Below are 16,121 nucleotides of genomic sequence, written 5' to 3'. Positions count from 1 at the left end.
GTGACGATTCGCCGTGGCCGCAGGTCGGCATCCGTCGCTCTCGCGCTGGTTGGCGTCCTCGCGGTGGGCGGAGTGCTCGCCGGGTGCACCGCCGATCCGCTCGCTGACCAGTACCGGGCGGGTGACAACAAGGGCTTCATCGCGCAGAACGGAATGGAAGCCGTCGCGATTCCCATCGACCAACGCTCCGCGCCGCTGAACTTCTCGGGCGTCACCGATACCGGCGAGACGGTGACGAGCGATGACTACCGCGGTCAGGTGCTCGTGGTGAACTTCTGGTACGCCGCATGCGCGCCGTGCATCGTCGAGGCGCCCGAACTCGAGGCCGCCTACGAGGAGGTCGGCGGGGCCGATGTCGCGTTCCTCGGTCTGAACACTGCCGACGAGGCGCCGACGGCGCGATCGTTCGCCGAAGACAACGGCGTCAGCTATCCGAGCCTCATCTCGGTCGGCGACCGCGAACTCAAGCTCGCGTTCGCGGACGCGACCCCCTTGAACGCGACCCCCGTCACGCTTGTCATCGACCCCGAAGGCCGCGTCGCTGCTCGGGTCATCGGCGCGCTCTCGAGCTCGTCCATCCTCACGACTCTCGTGAAGGAAACGCTCGCGGAGAACGGATGAACGTCACCGACCTGATCGGAGGGGGAGCCCTCTGGGTTGCCGTCCCGATCGCGTTGGCGGCGGGCGTCCTATCCTTTCTCTCGCCCTGCGTCCTTCCCCTCGTCCCCGGCTACCTCGGGTTCATCGGTGGGGCGGTGACCTCGGCCCGCGATGCGAACGGGGTCCCGGTCCCGAGCCGGGCGCGTCTCCTCGGCGGGGTTTCGCTGTTCATCGCCGGATTCACCGTCGTGTTCATGGCGATCACGATCCTCGGTGGTGCGCTCGGCCAGTTCTTCCTCCGGTATGGCGACCTCATCACCCGCATCCTTGGTGGTGTCATCATCCTGCTCGGCCTCGTCTTCATCGGGCTGTTCGGCTTCGCGCAGCGCACGATCAAACCGCAGGTGCGCGGTAACGTCGGCCTCATCGGCGCCCCCCTGCTGGGTCTCGCGCTCGGCCTCGGCTGGGCTCCGTGCATCGGCCCGACCCTGGCCGCGATCACCGCGCTGTCCTGGAATTTCGGCGACCCCGGGCGCGCAGCCCTCCTCGGCCTCACGTACTCGCTCGGACTCGGCATCCCCTTCGTGCTGCTCGCACTCGGCCTCGGCTGGGCAACCACGGCCGTCACGTTCCTGCGACGCCACATCCGCGCGATCAACATCGCCGGCGGCATCCTGCTCGTGCTGCTCGGCATCCTCATGCTCACCGGCGTCTGGACGACGCTCATGATCTCGCTCCAGGGGGTGCTCATCAATGTCCCCCTCCCGCTCTGATGACGTGACCGTCGATCCGCTTCGCCCCGCCGATCACGCCGATGCTGCGGCCGACAGCATGGATGCCGGTGGCTCATCCCCCGACGACACGGTCAACTCGCCCGCGCTCGGCGTCGTCGGATGGGCGCGGTGGGGATGGCGCCAGCTCACCAGCATGCGCACCGCCCTGCTCCTGCTTCTGCTGCTCGCGATCGCGGCGATCCCGGGGTCGCTCGTACCCCAGCGCAGTGCCGATCCCAACGGCGTCACGCAGTACTTCACTGACAATCCCGACCTCGCGCCGATCCTTGACGGGCTCCAACTGTTCGACGTGTACACGTCGGCCTGGTTCTCGGCGATCTACATCCTGTTGTTCATCTCGCTCATCGGATGTGTCATCCCGCGCACGCAGCACCACTGGAAGGCGCTGCGGGCCCGGCCCCCGCGCACTCCTGCACGTCTCGAGCGGCTCTCGACGTATCGCGAGACGTTGATCGAAGGGGCGGATGCCGACCCCGCAGCCTATGCGGCCGACGCTGTGGCTCTCGCCGAGCAGCAGCTGCGCCGCGGTGGTTACCGCACCGAGCGGTACGACACCGACCGTCGGGGCGCCCCGAGCTTCAGTGTCTCGGCAGAGCGCGGCTACCTGAAAGAGACCGGGAACCTCATCTTCCACGGCGCGCTCGTGGGCGTTCTCATCGCGGTCGGAGTCGGCGGAGGCTTCACCTACACCGGCCAGACCGTCATCATCCAGGGTGACACGTTCACGAACGCGCTCGTTGATTACTCCTCGTTCAACCCCGGCCGCTTCGTCGACGAGAACTCCCTCGTTCCCTATGCGATAACGCTCGACGAGTTCAGCGTCAGCTACGTCGCTCCCGACGAAAGCGGCGCCGGTCAGGCCGGAGACTTCGTCGCGCGACTCACCACCCAACGCGCAGGCGAGGACCCGACAGCCGGAGAGGTGCGGGTGAACCATCCGCTCGATGTCGCGGGCGATCGAATCTTCCTCATGGGCAACGGATACGCGCCGACCATCACGGTTCGCGCTCCCGACGGCGAGGTCGTCTACTCGGCATCCGTTCCCTTCCTGCCGCAGGACCGGAACCTCACCTCGCTCGGCGTCGTCAAGGTGCCCGACGGACTACCTGAGCAGCTCGGGCTCGTCGGCTTCTTCTACCCGACGGTCGCGGAGCTCGAGACCGGGGCCCTCACCTCGGGATGGCCAGCACTGGTCTACCCGGAGTTGACCCTCAACGTGTTCGAGGGGGATCTCGGCATCGACGGCGGCATCCCGCGCTCGGTGTACGCCCTCGACACGACGGACATGACACAGCTCACCGGCGGAACCACCGGTGTCGACTCGATCCGGCTGCTGCCGGGCGAAACCGCAGAGATCCCCGGCGGCCGCGGAACCGTCACCTTCGAAGACGATTCCGCCGTGACCCCCACGGGCGAGCCGGTCAAGCGGTTCGTCTCGCTGTCGATCCACCGAGACGCCGGGGCGACGTGGGTTCTCGTGTTCGCTTCGATCGCCGTCGCGGGGCTGCTCGCTGCCCTGTTCGTGCCCCGCCGCCGCATGTGGGTGAAGGCGACAGTTCAAGGCCCCAACGTGAGGATCGAGTACGCGGGACTCGCCCGTGGTGAGGATCCGACGCTGGATGCCACGGTCGAGCGCTTCGCCGGCGACCACGGTGCCTCCCTCGCGGGGCGCGGCGCCAGCAAGCCCACGTAAACTGGCCCCATGCCCGTCGATTCCGCGCTGTCCCTCGAGTCGGTCTCGTTTCTGCTGGTGTGGACCGCCATCGCGATCTACGCACTCGCGTTCATCGCCTACGTCGTCGACCTCTCACGCCGTTCGGCGGTAGCGGTCGACCGCTCCGCTCAGCGGGAGCTCGTGTCGGTCGGTGCAGGAGCGGCATCCGTCGATGGCGCGGCGGGTCCTGCATCCGCTGTCGAGGAGCTTCGCGCCGAGGGTCGGGCTGCCGAAGAGAACCTCAACGCAGCGCCGGGTCGCCGCACGCGTCTACTGTGGGCGCGTATCGGCACGAGCCTGACGTGGCTCGCCTTCCTCTTCCACCTCGGGGGCGTCATCACGCGCGGCATCGTCGCCGGTCACGTGCCGTGGTCGAACATGTACGAGTTCGCCCTCACGGGCACGGTGCTGATCGTCGCCGTCTACCTCGGGGTGCTCTTCCGCTACGACCTCCGTTTCCTCGGATCGCTCATCACAGGCATGGTCGTCCTCATGCTCGGCGGCGCCTCGCTGCCGTTCACGTTCTATGTCGAGGTCGTGCCGCTGGCCGACCCGCTCAAGAGCGTCTGGCTCGTCATCCACGTGTTCGTCGCCTCGCTGGCTACCGCGCTGTTCGCTATCGCGTTCGGCCTGTCGGTGCTACAGCTGATGCAGGCGCGCCGCGAGCAGCGGGCGATCGCCGCGGTCGGCACCGGCGCGACGGTTCGCACGGGCCCTGGGTTCCTGCGGACCCTTCCCGGCTCGGAGGCCCTCGAATCGCTGGCCTACCGCTTCGCGATCATGGGCTTCGTGTTTTGGACGTTCACGCTGATCGCCGGATCGATCTGGGCGAACGACGCGTGGGGTCGCTACTGGGGCTTTGACACGAAGGAAGTGTGGACCTTCGTGATCTGGGTCCTCTACGCCGGCTACATCCACGCCCGCGCGACGCGCGGTTGGCGCGGTTCGCGATCGGCGTGGCTGTCGATCGTCGGGTTCTCTGCCGTGATCTTCAACTTCACGATCGTGAACATGTTCTTCAAGGGTCTTCACGCCTACAGCGGCCTGAGCTGAGGCTCAGTTCTCCCGATCTCCGGGGGTGGGTGCGACATCCGTGGCTGAGTCCGCGCTGGCTCGTTCTGGGCGGGCCAGACATTTCAGTCGCGCCTTGACCCGGGTGTCGAGACGTGAGACCCACACCAAGGCGCGACTGAGCTGATCTTCCGCGGCCCTCAGGGGCGGGCAAGGGATTTCGGTCGCGCCGTCGTGTGGGTATTCGCGGGCAAGACCCGCATCACGGCGCGACCGAACTGATCTCAGCGGTGACGCGAGGCTCCCCATCCTTCGGACGCGGCTTCGTGTGGGTTTGGGTGGGAGGGACCCGCATCACGGCGCGACCGACGCCGGTGGCGCAGACTCCGCAACGGCTGCTTGTCTTCCTTCAGTAGCGGCTTGGTGTGGATGCGGGGCCATGGGACCCTCGCGAGGGCGCGACCGAACGGGATGGTCTCGCGGGTTAGCCCGCGGCAGGTGAGGCGAGGATGGCGCGGGCTGATGTCGTTCGCTTCCTGGCTATCGCGAGGATGGTCGCCACCAGGCCGAGGCCTCCCCAGATCGCAAGGCCCGCGATCCCGGCACCCACACCACCGGAATCGGTGAGCGCGCCGAGCATCGCGTTATACGCGGGTGAGGTCGGCATCAGCCCATCGATCGCCAGGAGGACGCCCGGCACCGTGGACACGACTCCGGCCGCGACCGCGAGCACACCGATAAGCGCCGCGATCCACCGACCCGCGCCGCCGAAGACGGCAACCAGTGCCTGGTTCACTGCGGCGAAGGCGATGCCGGCCAGGATGCTGATACCGGCGAAAATCGACCAGTCACCCCAGTCGTAGCCGGTGGAGATCTGCACGATCCCTGCCACGAGCAGACCCTGGATGGCCCCGATCGCGGCTGCGGGTGCCAAGGAGCGAAGAGCGAGAAGCGCCGACGGCGATCGGGAAGCGAGAGTGCGTGCGGGGAACGCTCGCAGCGCGATGAAGGTACCGAGTCCGCCGAACCACAGCGCGAGGGCGGTCAGCAGCGGAATCGCTGAGGCGCCGAACAGATCGGATCCGATTCCCTCGGCCTGGACCGGATCGGCTACGACCTCCGCGAGGCTTGCGGCCTCGGCATCCGTGTACGACGGAAGCTCATCGACCGCGGTGTGCAGTCCGTTCGCGAGGTCGGTTGTTCCGCTCGCGAGTTGGGTCAGGCCGTCGGTGAGGCTTGTCGCGCCGGTTGCGGCCTGGGAGGCGCCGCTCTGCAGGCTCTGCGCACCGGACTGCGACTGCGTTGTTCCCTGGGCGAGCTGTGTCAGACCGTCGGAGAGACTCTGCGTCTGCGCGGCGACCTGACGAAGGCCGCCGCTCGTCTGCGAGATCAGGGTCGAGATGCCCGGAACGACCTGCCCGCCGTAGCCGGCTGCGGTGCCTGCCGCGGTTGCCGCGGCTCCAGCGTTCTGCGCGACCGTCGCGGCCGCGCCGGCCGCAGAGGCAATGCTCTGGCAGTATGAGGGCGACCCGTCGCAGGTTGCGGCGAGAGTTCCCAGTGTTTGCGCGAGTGCGCCCGCACCCTGCGCGACAGTGACCGTGCCCGTGGCAGCCGACTGCATATAGCCATACATCGTGTTCGCGGCCGCGGGAAGCGGAGCAGAGTCCAGCCCGTCGGCGATCTGGTTCTGCGCGGCAGCCAGCTGCGCTGCGCCCCCAGCCGCTTGCGACGTCGAGTTCGCGATGGTGCCGAGGCCGGAACTGAGCGCACCCGCGCCAGAAGCGAGCTGGTCGATGCCGCTCGCGAGTTCGGCTGATCCGTCGGCCGACTGCTGGATCCCGTCGGCAATCTGGTCGGCGCCGTCCGCGGCTTGGGCGAGCTGGTCGCTGAGGGTCGTGAAACCGAGGAAGACGTTCTCGAGGTAGGCAGTCGAGATTTGCTCACCGGTCAAGGATGCCGCCGTCGAGGTGATCTGAGCGGTGATGGCGTCATCCACGATGCGACTGTCGGGGGGCGTGGTGACCTCGATCGTTGCCTTCTCCGGCGTCTCACCCGGCTGGGTGGAGGTCGCGGCGGCCGAGAAGTTCTCGGGGATCGTCACGACCGCGGCGTAGGTGCCGTCGGCAAGGCCCGCCGCGGCATCCTCGGCGTTGGAGATCGTCCACGTGAGGTTGCTGTCGGTGTCGTCCGAGCCTTCGACCAGGCCCGCCGTGAGTTGGCGCCCGAGCGGCACCGTCTGTCCGTTGATCGTGACGGGCTCGTCTTCGTTCACGATCGCTGCGTTCATGGCATCGAGCCGCGTGGTCGGGTTGTACAGCGCGACAACAAGGATGCCGCCGATAAGGACAGGCAGCAGGATGACGCCAAGAATCGTCAACCAGGTGATCGGCCGCCGGCTGCGGGCGCGTTCGAGGGGAATGCTCATGAGTGCTCCTCCGCGGATGCGGAAACTGTCATATCGGATCGTGTCGACACGGTGATCGAGCGCACGTCGGGCCGATGCGCATCAGCCATCAGACCCAGGGCCGGTCCCTCATGCTGGGCTGAAGCCAGGATCGTGAGGGGAGAGTCCGCGTCGCCGGCGCGCTCGCGGCGAACAAGCGCCGCATCGCGAAGGAGGGCCGCAGCCTGATTTCGGACGGCTTCTCCCTCCAGGCGGTCGAGGCCGTCGATCACGATGATCCGCGCCGATCCACGCAGGGCGTGTGCGAGTTCGGTGAGGGGGTCGTCAGTGTCGGCGAGGAGTGCGACACCCACATGCGAGCGCACCCAGGCGGCGCGCTCGGGGAGCAGATGTCCGGCAACTCGAAGCCGCCCGCCCGTCGGGGCGAGTCGTCCTGCGATCGTCATGAGGAATGCCCGGGCGGCGCGGGGGTCGCCGGTGACGATGACGGTGTCGCCGTACGCGACGCGGATGCCGACCCCGGTGAACAGGTCGGTGTCGCTGCCGTGGCGCGAACCGAAGGCGTGCACGGCCAGGTCCTCGGCAACGACAGCCGCCGTCGTCCTCGGCTCAGGCCAGTCTCGGAGCGAGAGCTCCCGCTCCACTGCTTCGCCTTCGATGTCGAAGTGGGGGAGCACGCGATGCATCCATCGCGGCATCCACCACGCCTTTTCGCCCAGGAGCGCCATGACCGCGGGAACCAGGGTCATGCGCACGAGGAACGCGTCGATCGCGATACCCGCGGCAAGGCCCAGCGCGATGGGTTTGATGTTGATGTCGCCTTCGGGGACGAACGCTGCAAACACCGCGAACATGATGATCGCGGCGGCTGTGACCACGCGGGCGGATGCCGTGAATCCTGACCGGACGGCGCTGATCGCCGTCGCGCGGTCGGCTCGCCCACCGCGAGCGCGCCGCAGGTGGACGTAGTCCTCGCGCATCCGCGACACGAGGAAGACCTCGTAGTCCATCGCGAGGCCGAAAAGGACCCCCATGAGAATGATCGGCATGAAGCTGATCACGGGGCCGGTCTTGGACACGTGCAGGGCGTCGGCGAAGACTCCCCATTCGAAGACCAGGGCGACGATCCCGAATGCGGCAGCAACCGAGAGGAGGTACCCCGCGGCTGCTTTGAGGGGAACCCAGATCGATCGGAAGACGATCGTGAGCAGCACGAGCGAGAGACCCACGACGAAGATGCCGAAGGGCAGGAGCGCGCCGCCGAGCCTGTCGGAGATGTCGATGGCGATCGCGGTGAAGCCGGTGACCTTCAGATCAACGCCGTACTCGTCGAGAAGGCGATCGTGCTGTGCCCTCAGCTCGCGCACGAGTTCTGCCGTGGCCGGGTCATCGGGCGCGGTCTCGGGCACGATCTGCACGATCCCGGTGTCGGCGGTGCGGTTCGGCGTCGCGAGCGCGACCTCCTTCACGCCGGGGATCGTGGCGATGTCATCGCCGAGATCCTGCATGAGGGTCAGCGGGTCGGTCGAGGTGACGATCGTGCCGGTCATGATGAGCGGCCCGTTGGCGCCGGCGCCGAAGTGCTCGGCGACAAGGTCGTAACTCTGCCGCGCCTCGTTGTCTTCGGGCAGCATCCCGGCGTTGGGAAGGGCGAGTGCGAGGCTGCCGGCCGGTATCGCGAGCGCTCCGAGAAGCGCGACCACCGAGACGGTCGTGACGATCGGATGCCGGGTCACGAGCTTCACCCACGGGTTGGTCTTCTTGCCGTGCGTGAGGGTGGGGTCGCTTTCGGCATCCGCTGCTGACGCTGCCTCGGCGGTGGCAGTGGCATCCTCGCGGGCTGCTGTTCCGCGTCGGCGCCGTGAGGCGCGCGGCGCGCGGCGGGGCCACCCGGCAACCCGTCCCTTGACGAATCCCAGGAAGGCGGGGGTGAGGGTCACGGCGATGGCAACGGCTATCGCCACGGCGACGGATGCCGCGATTCCCATGGTGGTCAGGAACGGGATGTTCGCGAACGAGAGGCCGATCAGGGCGATGAGTACCGTTGCGCCGGCGAAGACGACTGCGGAGCCCGCGGTTCCGGTGGCGCGAGCTGCAGCCTCTTCCGGGTCCACCCCTTCGCGGACGGCGTCCTGCTGGCGGGAAATGATGAACAGGGCATAGTCGATCCCGACCGCAAGCCCCAGCATGAGGGCGAGCATCGGCGTTGTCGACGAGATCGTGGCGAAGGCCGTGGAAATGAAGATGAGCGCCATCGACAGTCCGACACCGAGCAGTGCAGTGATGAGGGGGAGCCCGGCGACGACGAAGGATCGGAAGGTGACGATCAGCACGACCAGGGCCAGGATCACGCCGAACAGCTCGACGATCGAGAGTGTCGGCAGCGACTGAGAGAAGAGGTCGCCGCCGAGCGCCACGGTGCTGCCTGCCGGAAGTTCAGCCTGCAGGGCGTCGGTGATCTCGAAGAGCTGATCCTTCGTCTCTGCGGAGACCGACGAGGCTTGTCCCTCGAACTGGAAGCGCACCAGCGCTGCCGATCCGTCATCGGAGATGAGGCCCGAGATCGACTCGTCATACGGATCGCTGACGGCGAGAACTCCGTCGATGTTCTCGATGTCATCGATCGTCTGCGCAATGTCATCGGGGAAGGGGGCGTCCTCGACGGTCATGCCTTCCGGGGCGACGACGATGAACTGCGCGCTGGTTCCCGAGACCTCCGGGAAGGTTCGCTGGAGCTCCTCGAGTCCCTCCTGCGACTCCGTTCCAGGGATCGAGAAGGTGTTGTCGGTTCCCTGTTGGAAGAGCACAGCTCCCCCGCCCGCGAGAATCAGCACCAGGAGCCAAGACGCCAACACCCGCCACGGGTGACGATACGCCCACCGTCCGAGGGCATAGAGAGCGGTGGACACGGGTCTGCCTCCGGGATTCGTCAAGGGGAGTCTCGATACACCGGTGTATCCGATACGCAAGTGTATCGTAGACGATTGACGAGACCCGCAAGCTGAAGGCTCGATGTGAACGCCGGCGAGAGGAGAGTGGGATGTCCGCAGACGGCACCGCCGCCGCTCAGCATGTTCTGCAGGCGATCGATGGGATCGCGCCCGACGGCGTGCGCGGCCGTGAGCGCACCAAAGCGCGCCTCATGCGCGCCGCCTACGAAGTGTTCGCCGAAGTCGGCCTGGACGGAGCCTCGGTCGAGGCGATCTGCGAACGCGCCGGATTCACGCGCGGTGCGTTCTACTCCAACTTCTCCACGAAGGAGGAGTTGTTCTTTGAGCTGGTGCGTGCGGTGACCGATCGCAAGTTCGAAGCGGTCTCCCAGCGGGTGGATGGCTTGCGCGCCCAGGATGCCGCGCTGACCCCGAATGAGCTCGTTCAGAGCGTGCTCGATGGCACCGTAGAAGGTCTCTTGGACGTTGTGCTGATGAGCGAGATCCGATTGCGTGCGATGCGTGATGACGAGACTGCGCGGGCGTATCTCGCGTGGGCCTCGAGCCTCATCGACCGCGTCGAGGGGATGATCGAATCACTCGCTACGTCCTACGATCTGCGGCTTCGTCTGCCAGCCCGTGACATCGCTCGCCTCGTCCTGACGGTCTGGGAGGATGCGCTCATCAGCGCAGCGATCGAGCGGATCGACGATGACGGGATGCGCCGCCGAGCGGAGTCGCGCACGCAACAGCTGGCACTCGCGCTCGTCGACACGGCATCCTGATCTGCCGCTGAGGACAGAGGCTATCTGTTCAGGCCCCGGATGCCGCCAGCAGTGCGTGGCATCGGGTGAGCCGATCCGCCCACCACTGTCGGCGGTCGGCGGGCGCGGCGTGCTCCGTCACCGCTGACTCGTCGACCTCGGGCCGGCGGACCGGAATGGTCCCGTGTTCCGCGCGTAGTGGCTGCCTCGTGACGTCGGCAGCGAGCAAGGAAGCGGTGCCCAGGCCGCAGTCGTAGTCGAGCTCGGGAAGCGCAGCAGCCAGCGCCGCTCCCATCGCCAGCCCCACCGAGGTGTCAAGAGCGCTCGAGACGACGACCGGGAGCCCCGCCTCGGCGACGATCGCGAGTGCGCGGTGCACCCCGCCTAGCGGTTGCGCCTTGATCACCACCAGGTCAGCTGCGCCCGCCCGCGCTACCGCGAGCGGGTCATCTGCCTTGCGCACACTCTCGTCGGCGGCGATGGGCACTCCCATGTACCGGATGCGGCGTCGAAGTTCCCGCAGCTCGTCGATGCTCGCGCAGGGCTGCTCGACATACTCCAGGTCGAACTCGGCGAGCGCGTGGACGGCGTGTTCTGCCTCGTCGAGATTCCACGCTCCATTCGCGTCGACGCGGATGCGGCCAAGCGCCCCCACCGTCTCGCGCACCGCCCTCACGCGGGCGACATCCTCGGCGAGTGTCCCGCCGGGCTCGGCAACCTTGACCTTCACGGTGCGGCATCCGTCGAAACGCGCGAGCACCGCGGGTATGGCATCCGGTGCAACGGCGGGAACCGTCGCGTTCACGCGGATCTCGCTACGTCGCGGCACCGGGGTGCTGTGCCAGCCGAAATCGATGGCTGCGGCAAGCCAGGTGCTGGCTTCGGCATCGTCGTACTCCACGAACGGGGAGAACTCGGTCCAGCCGGCCGGACCACGTAGCAGCATCGCCTCGCGGTGCTCGATGCCGCGGAACCGTGTCGTCAGCGGGAGGGAGACCACGCGTGCGCTCTCGAGCAGTTCGTCCAGCGGCGGAATCGATGGCAGGTGCGAAGCGGCGACCATGCTCTCATCGTGCCCGCAACAGGGCCCCACGGCATCCCGCCGCGCGGGCCCCGAGCGCCGACGCGTCCGTAGGCTGAAGGCATGGTTCTTCTCGACACTCCGGTCCGGCTCGGCGTTCAGGTGCGCCCCCAGCACGTCACCTACCCCCAAATCCGCGACGCCGTGCTCTGGCTCGAGGACTTCGGCGTCGACATCGCCTTTAACTGGGATCACTTCTACCCCCTCAGCGGTGACCCTGATGGCGCGCACTTCGAGTCCTGGACGATGCTCGGCGCGTGGGCTGAACAGACCGAGCGCATCGAGTTCGGCGCGCTTGTCAACTGCAACAGCTACCGCAATGCCGATCTGCAGGCCGACATGGCGCGGACGGTTGACCACATCAGCGCCAAGGGTGGGGCTGCCGGCCGGTTCATCTTTGGCACCGGCTCGGGGTGGTTCGAGAGGGACTACCTCGAGTACGGCTACGAGTTCGGGACCGCGGGTTCGCGCCTCAACGATCTCGCCGAGGGGCTGCGTCGAGTCGAGGCGCGGTGGGAGGTGCTCAACCCGGGGCCGACCCGCAAGATTCCGGTCATGATCGGCGGCGCCGGCGAACAGAAGACCCTGCGCCTGGTCGCCCGCCACGCTGACATCTGGCACAGCTTCGTGAAGCCGGATGCCGTCACGAGCAAGCTTGAGATTCTCGAGCAGTGGGCAGAGAAGGAACAGCGCGACCTATCGAACCTCACGGTCTCGAATGAGATCGGCGCGCGTGGCGTCGCCGAGGTCGAGGCGCTCTATGACGCCGGGGTACGGCTGTTCACGCTGGGAATCGATGGCCCCGACTGGAATTTTGACGCCGTCAAGCAGTGGGTCGCGTGGCGGGACGCCAAGAACGCGGCGTGATCGGCGGATCCGTCAGCTGACCGGCTCGCCGCAGACGCCGCAGATGCCGCTCGGGGGGACCTCGACGAAACAGTTCGTGCACACGGCGGCGACGCGCTCGGGCGCCGAGGGGGTGGCTCGGGGCGAGCGAGGTGCGCGCGGAGTCGTGCTCTTGCCTGCTCGTGCCGCCGCCGGAGCCGAGACCACCGGGGGCGGAACGGCGGGGCGGTGGTCAAGGCAGTACAGCCGCACGAATCCGGCGTGATTGTTGGGGTGGCGATGCTTGACCGCCCACAGCTCGGTGCGCTCCTTCGGCGGCGCGTCCGCGGGGCATCGCGCGCACCGGCTCGCCTCACCGGGCATCGCCTCGGAAGCCAGGACCGGGGTCTCGAACGGGAGGGCATCCCGCCAGTCGGACGATGTCCTGATCTGCATCCGTATCTCTCCTCGCGGTCGGCCTTCCAGGCTACCCGGGGATTCCGTGCGGAGACGGGACGGGGAGTGACCAGCGGGCAAACGCCGGCTGACGGCATCCGTGACCGCCCGCGTAGGCTGGTCGCGTGAGCGTTTCCGAGCTGTTCGACCCGGATGCCTGGGTTCTCGCCCCCGGTGCTGAGGGGTATACCGACATCACCTCCCATGTCTCTCCCGATGGTCGGATCGCCCGGATCGCGTTTGACCGGCCCGAGGTGCGCAACGCGTTCCGTCCGCATACGGTCGACGAGCTCTACCGCGCGCTCGATATCGCCCGGCAGGATTCGCGGATCGGCGTTGTGCTGCTCACCGGCAACGGCCCGAGCCCGAAGGACGGCGGCTGGGCATTCTGCTCGGGCGGCGATCAGCGCATCCGGGGCCGGGACGGCTACACCTACGCCGCCGACGACGCGACGGCACCCGACCCGGCTCGCGCGGGGCGCCTGCACATCCTCGAGGTGCAGCGGCTCATCCGGTTCATGCCGAAGGTCGTCATCGCAGTGATCCCGGGCTGGGCTGCCGGGGGCGGGCACTCGCTGCACGTCGTGTGCGACCTGTCGATCGCCAGCCGCGAGCACGGCAGGTTCAAGCAGACGGATGCCGACGTCGGCTCCTTCGACGCGGGCTACGGCTCGGCGTACTTCGCACGGCAGATCGGCCAGAAGTTCGCGCGCGAGGTCTTCTTCCTCGCCGAGGAGTATTCGGCGCAGCGTGCGTATGAGATGGGCGCGGTCAACCGCGTCGTCGACCACGCCGACCTCGAGCGTGAGGCCATCGCGATGGCCCGCACGATCCTCACGAAGTCGCCGACGGCGATCCGGATGCTGAAGTTCGCCTTCAACGCCGTCGATGACGGCCTCGTCGGCCAGCAGGTGTTCGCAGGAGAGGCGACGCGGCTCGCCTACGGCACGGAGGAGGCCGTCGAGGGCAAGGATGCGTTCCTGCAGAAGCGCGATCCCGACTGGTCGCCGTATCCCTGGCACTACTGAACCCGCTCCCGGACGCCCGTCGTGACGAACCGAGTGCAGGATGACACGCCGCAGCCGGGGCTCTGGCGGCTCATTCGACTGAATTCATCCTGCGGTCGGAACACGGAAGCGCTCCTCACGACTTTGCGCGACGCGCTCGCCGAGACACCGGACGCTGGTCCCGAGCCGGCAGTGATCGTCGAGACGTCGGGGTCGTCTGGCTACCCGAAGTCGGTGGTGCTTCCGATCAGCGCGCTGCGCGCCAGCGCCGAGGCTACCGCGGAACGGATCGGGTCGGGGTCCTGGGTGCTCGCGCTCGAGCCGACGTACGTCGCGGGGCTCCAGGTGCTTGTCCGCAGCATCCTGGCCGGCACGACGCCAGCCGTCATCCCGCCCTCGTTCACCGCGGCGCAGTTCCTCGAGGCTGCCGCGGGAATCCGGGCTCCCCGGTACACGTCTCTCGTGCCGGCTCAACTCACTCGGCTCCTGGACGCCGCGGGCGACCCCGCGGTGGCCGACTGTTTGCGGGGGTTCGCGGCGATCCTCGTCGGCGGGCAGGCGTTGCCGGCAGCCGAGGCAGATCGTGCGGCAGCTCTCGGCATTCGGATCGTGCGCACCTACGGCTCGAGCGAGACCAGCGGCGGATGCGTATACGACGGCGTTCCGCTGGCCGGCGTCATCATCCGCGTCGAGGAGGGTGAGGTGCAGATCTCGGGCCCGATCCTCGCTGCCGGCTACCTCGACGATGACGAGCGCACCGCGCAGGCTTTCGTGACGGATGCCGACGGCACCCGCCGGTACCGCACGGGCGACGTCGGCGAGTTCGACGGCGTGCTCCGGGTGACCGGGCGGCGCGACAACGTCATCGTCAGCGGTGGCGTCAACGTGTCGCTCGACCGCGTCGAGCGCGTCGTTCGCACGGTCCCGGGACTGAAGGCTGCGGTGGTGGTTCCCGTGGCGGATGCCCGCTGGGGGCAGGCTTCCGTTGTCGTCGTCGAGGGGGACCTCGCTGCCGCGGATGACGCGCTCGCCGAGGCCCGCCGACGCGTCGAGCGCGAGATCGGTGCCCCCGCGCGGCCCCGCGACATCGTCAGAGTCGAACGGATGCCTCTCTTACCCTCGGGCAAGCCTGACCGCATCAGGCTCCCCGCGCAGATCACGACGCTCTAGGATTGCTCCCCGTGGCAGCACCCTCCAAGAAGAAGCGTTCGCGGTCTCGTACGAAGCCGCATCCCAGCTCCGCGAACCACGCGCGCCGCGACCATCGTTCGCCGGTGGCCGCCCCCAAGCCTGCGACCCTGCGTGACTGGATCGGCGCGGCGCGGCTGCGCACCCTCCCGCTGGCTGTCACCCCGATCCTGATCGGCACGGGGGCTGCGCTTCTGATCGAGCGTCCGATGCACTGGGTCATCGCGCTGGCGTGCCTCGTGGTCTCGGTGAGCCTGCAGGTCGGGGTGAACTACGCGAACGACTACAGCGACGGTGTTCGCGGCACCGACGCCTACCGGGTGGGGCCTGCTCGCCTGACCGGAGCGGGCAAAGCCAAGCCGCGGACGGTGCTAATCGTCGCGCTCGGCTTCTTCGCAATTGCCGGAATCGCGGGCCTGGCGATCACGATCCGCACCGAGCAGTGGTGGTTCCTCGCCGTTGGCGCCGCCTGCATCCTCGCGGCGTGGTTCTATACCGGCGGCAAACGCCCCTACGGTTACGCGGGCCTCGGCGAACTCTTCGTGTTCGTCTTCTTCGGCCTCGTAGCAACGCTCGGCACGACCTGGGTGCAGGCATTCGCGCTGCCGCAGGAGGCCTGGTTCGGCGCGGTCGGGGCGGGGCTGCTCGCCTGCGCCGTGCTCCTGGCGAACAACCTGCGCGACATCGATCAGGATCGCGTCGCCGGCAAGCGCACACTCAGCGTGCTGATCGGACGCCGCGCCACGCAGGTGCTCTTCACAGTTTTTGTGCTGATCCCGTTCGGCATCGCGGGGTACCTTGCGGTCTTCTACCCGATCGCGTGGTTGACCGCCATGGCGTTGCTCCTCGCGCTCCCGGCGATCCTCATCGTGTGGACCTACCGGCAGCCGCGTGAGCTCGTCATCGCTCTCGCGCTGACCTCAGGGACGTCGCTCGCCTTCGGCGCTTTCCTGTTCTGGGCTTTCGCCGGCTGACGGCGCGGGTGCCTCGTCGGCATCCGGCGCGTCGCCAAGGGCGGCATCCTCGATCTGCTCGTCGGTCGGGTCGGTGCGGCGCGCCCGGCGCTCGGCGAGCGATGCCGACACCTCGTCGAGCGGGCGGCGCAGGAAGATCACCGAGAGGCTCAGCCCGATGAGCGCCGCGAAGATTGCCGACAGCCAGTAGAACTCGCGGCCGATCGGCAGAAGCATGAGGATGCCGAACGGAACCAGGAAGAACAGGATGCGCAGCACGGTGTAGACCCAGAAAGAGCGCGCGTTCACCCCTCCATCGTAGGCGTCGGGCGCCGTGTCGCCGCGCGGGACCGGTCAGCGCCCGCCCAGCCCTAGCATGTCGAACCCACCTAGG

The 16,121-nt window shown here is 67.9% G+C and carries 14 protein-coding genes; 9 read left to right on the top strand and 5 right to left on the bottom strand.

The window, feature by feature from the left end; all coding sequences use genetic code 11:
* From AADH62_RS05390 to ccsB, 4 genes are read left to right on the top strand one after another with little or no spacing between them, the layout of a single operon-like run.
* Entirely contained in the window at nucleotides 1-621 is a 621-nt protein-coding gene (locus tag AADH62_RS05390) for a TlpA disulfide reductase family protein (protein WP_341578618.1), read from the top strand.
* Nucleotides 618-1,373: a cytochrome c biogenesis CcdA family protein gene (locus AADH62_RS05385; protein WP_341578617.1), complete on the top strand. Its 756-nt coding sequence runs from the start codon at nucleotides 618-620 to the stop codon at nucleotides 1,371-1,373. The genes AADH62_RS05390 and AADH62_RS05385 overlap by 4 nt, the downstream gene beginning before the upstream one ends.
* Complete coding sequence (gene resB, locus AADH62_RS05380; RefSeq protein WP_341578616.1) at nucleotides 1,354-3,087, top strand: cytochrome c biogenesis protein ResB; 1,734 nt, start codon at nucleotides 1,354-1,356, stop codon at nucleotides 3,085-3,087. The genes AADH62_RS05385 and resB overlap by 20 nt, the downstream gene beginning before the upstream one ends.
* 9 nt (nucleotides 3,088-3,096) lie before the next feature.
* The gene (gene ccsB, locus AADH62_RS05375) at nucleotides 3,097-4,161 is read left to right on the top strand and encodes a c-type cytochrome biogenesis protein CcsB (RefSeq protein WP_341578615.1); all 1,065 of its coding nucleotides are present in this window, start codon (nucleotides 3,097-3,099) and stop codon (nucleotides 4,159-4,161) included.
* Nucleotides 4,162-4,603: 442 nt separating this feature from the next.
* On the opposite strand, the gene AADH62_RS05370 is transcribed toward ccsB, so the two are convergent.
* Nucleotides 4,604-6,544 (bottom strand): YhgE/Pip family protein, encoded by a 1,941-nt coding sequence (locus tag AADH62_RS05370; protein WP_341578614.1) that lies wholly within the window; start codon nucleotides 6,542-6,544, stop codon nucleotides 4,604-4,606.
* Nucleotides 6,541-9,432, bottom strand: coding sequence for an MMPL family transporter (locus AADH62_RS05365; protein WP_341578613.1), 2,892 nt, complete (start codon nucleotides 9,430-9,432; stop codon nucleotides 6,541-6,543). The genes AADH62_RS05370 and AADH62_RS05365 overlap by 4 nt, the downstream gene beginning before the upstream one ends.
* Nucleotides 9,433-9,563: 131 nt before the next feature.
* Here AADH62_RS05365 and AADH62_RS05360 point away from each other — a divergent pair, with 131 nt between their 5' ends.
* Nucleotides 9,564-10,238 carry a helix-turn-helix domain-containing protein gene (locus AADH62_RS05360; RefSeq protein ID WP_341578612.1) on the top strand — a complete coding sequence of 225 codons (675 nt, stop codon included), beginning with the start codon at nucleotides 9,564-9,566 and terminating at the stop codon, nucleotides 10,236-10,238.
* Between the two features lie 28 nt (nucleotides 10,239-10,266).
* On the opposite strand, the gene AADH62_RS05355 is transcribed toward AADH62_RS05360, so the two are convergent.
* The gene (locus AADH62_RS05355) at nucleotides 10,267-11,280 is read right to left on the bottom strand and encodes an o-succinylbenzoate synthase (RefSeq protein WP_341578611.1); all 1,014 of its coding nucleotides are present in this window, start codon (nucleotides 11,278-11,280) and stop codon (nucleotides 10,267-10,269) included.
* A gap of 81 nt (nucleotides 11,281-11,361) precedes the next feature.
* On the opposite strand from AADH62_RS05355, the gene AADH62_RS05350 reads away from it, so the two are divergent.
* Complete coding sequence (locus AADH62_RS05350; protein WP_341578610.1) at nucleotides 11,362-12,165, top strand: LLM class F420-dependent oxidoreductase; 804 nt, start codon at nucleotides 11,362-11,364, stop codon at nucleotides 12,163-12,165.
* A gap of 12 nt (nucleotides 12,166-12,177) precedes the next feature.
* Here AADH62_RS05350 and AADH62_RS05345 read toward each other — a convergent pair whose 3' ends face one another.
* Complete coding sequence (locus AADH62_RS05345; protein WP_341578609.1) at nucleotides 12,178-12,579, bottom strand: glucose-6-phosphate dehydrogenase; 402 nt, start codon at nucleotides 12,577-12,579, stop codon at nucleotides 12,178-12,180.
* A 125-nt stretch (nucleotides 12,580-12,704) separates the two neighbouring features.
* On the opposite strand from AADH62_RS05345, the gene AADH62_RS05340 reads away from it, so the two are divergent.
* The 3 genes from AADH62_RS05340 to AADH62_RS05330 all read left to right on the top strand — a co-directional run bounded on the left by AADH62_RS05340 (nucleotide 12,705) and on the right by AADH62_RS05330 (nucleotide 15,748).
* Complete coding sequence (locus AADH62_RS05340; protein ID WP_341578608.1) at nucleotides 12,705-13,607, top strand: 1,4-dihydroxy-2-naphthoyl-CoA synthase; 903 nt, start codon at nucleotides 12,705-12,707, stop codon at nucleotides 13,605-13,607.
* A gap of 123 nt (nucleotides 13,608-13,730) precedes the next feature.
* On the top strand, nucleotides 13,731-14,756 hold the full coding sequence (locus AADH62_RS05335; protein WP_425355652.1) for an AMP-binding protein: 1,026 nt from the start codon (nucleotides 13,731-13,733) through the stop codon (nucleotides 14,754-14,756).
* A gap of 11 nt (nucleotides 14,757-14,767) precedes the next feature.
* Nucleotides 14,768-15,748 (top strand): 1,4-dihydroxy-2-naphthoate polyprenyltransferase, encoded by a 981-nt coding sequence (locus AADH62_RS05330; protein WP_425355646.1) that lies wholly within the window; start codon nucleotides 14,768-14,770, stop codon nucleotides 15,746-15,748.
* Here AADH62_RS05330 and AADH62_RS05325 read toward each other — a convergent pair.
* Nucleotides 15,695-16,036, bottom strand: coding sequence for a DUF4229 domain-containing protein (locus AADH62_RS05325; RefSeq protein ID WP_341578606.1), 342 nt, complete (start codon nucleotides 16,034-16,036; stop codon nucleotides 15,695-15,697). The genes AADH62_RS05330 and AADH62_RS05325 overlap by 54 nt on opposite strands.
* Between the last annotated feature and the right edge of the window lie 85 nt (nucleotides 16,037-16,121).

This window comes from Microbacterium schleiferi, from assembly GCF_038150145.1.
Lineage (GTDB): Bacteria > Actinomycetota > Actinomycetes > Actinomycetales > Microbacteriaceae > Microbacterium > Microbacterium schleiferi_B.
This window is presented reverse-complemented; position numbering and strand designations above follow the sequence as displayed.

Excerpts from the sequence above, each read along its gene's own strand:
- AADH62_RS05385 (WP_341578617.1), top strand. The coding sequence starts at position 618 with ATGAACGTCACCGACCTGATCGGAGGGGGAGCCCTCTGGGTTGCCGTC.
- resB (WP_341578616.1), top strand. The coding sequence starts at position 1,354 with ATGTCCCCCTCCCGCTCTGATGACGTGACCGTCGATCCGCTTCGCCCC.
- ccsB (WP_341578615.1), top strand. The coding sequence starts at position 3,097 with ATGCCCGTCGATTCCGCGCTGTCCCTCGAGTCGGTCTCGTTTCTGCTG.
- AADH62_RS05370 (WP_341578614.1), bottom strand. The coding sequence starts at position 6,544 with ATGAGCATTCCCCTCGAACGCGCCCGCAGCCGGCGGCCGATCACCTGG.
- AADH62_RS05360 (WP_341578612.1), top strand. The coding sequence starts at position 9,564 with ATGTCCGCAGACGGCACCGCCGCCGCTCAGCATGTTCTGCAGGCGATC.
- AADH62_RS05355 (WP_341578611.1), bottom strand. The coding sequence starts at position 11,280 with ATGGTCGCCGCTTCGCACCTGCCATCGATTCCGCCGCTGGACGAACTG.
- AADH62_RS05350 (WP_341578610.1), top strand. The coding sequence starts at position 11,362 with ATGGTTCTTCTCGACACTCCGGTCCGGCTCGGCGTTCAGGTGCGCCCC.
- AADH62_RS05345 (WP_341578609.1), bottom strand. The coding sequence starts at position 12,579 with ATGCAGATCAGGACATCGTCCGACTGGCGGGATGCCCTCCCGTTCGAG.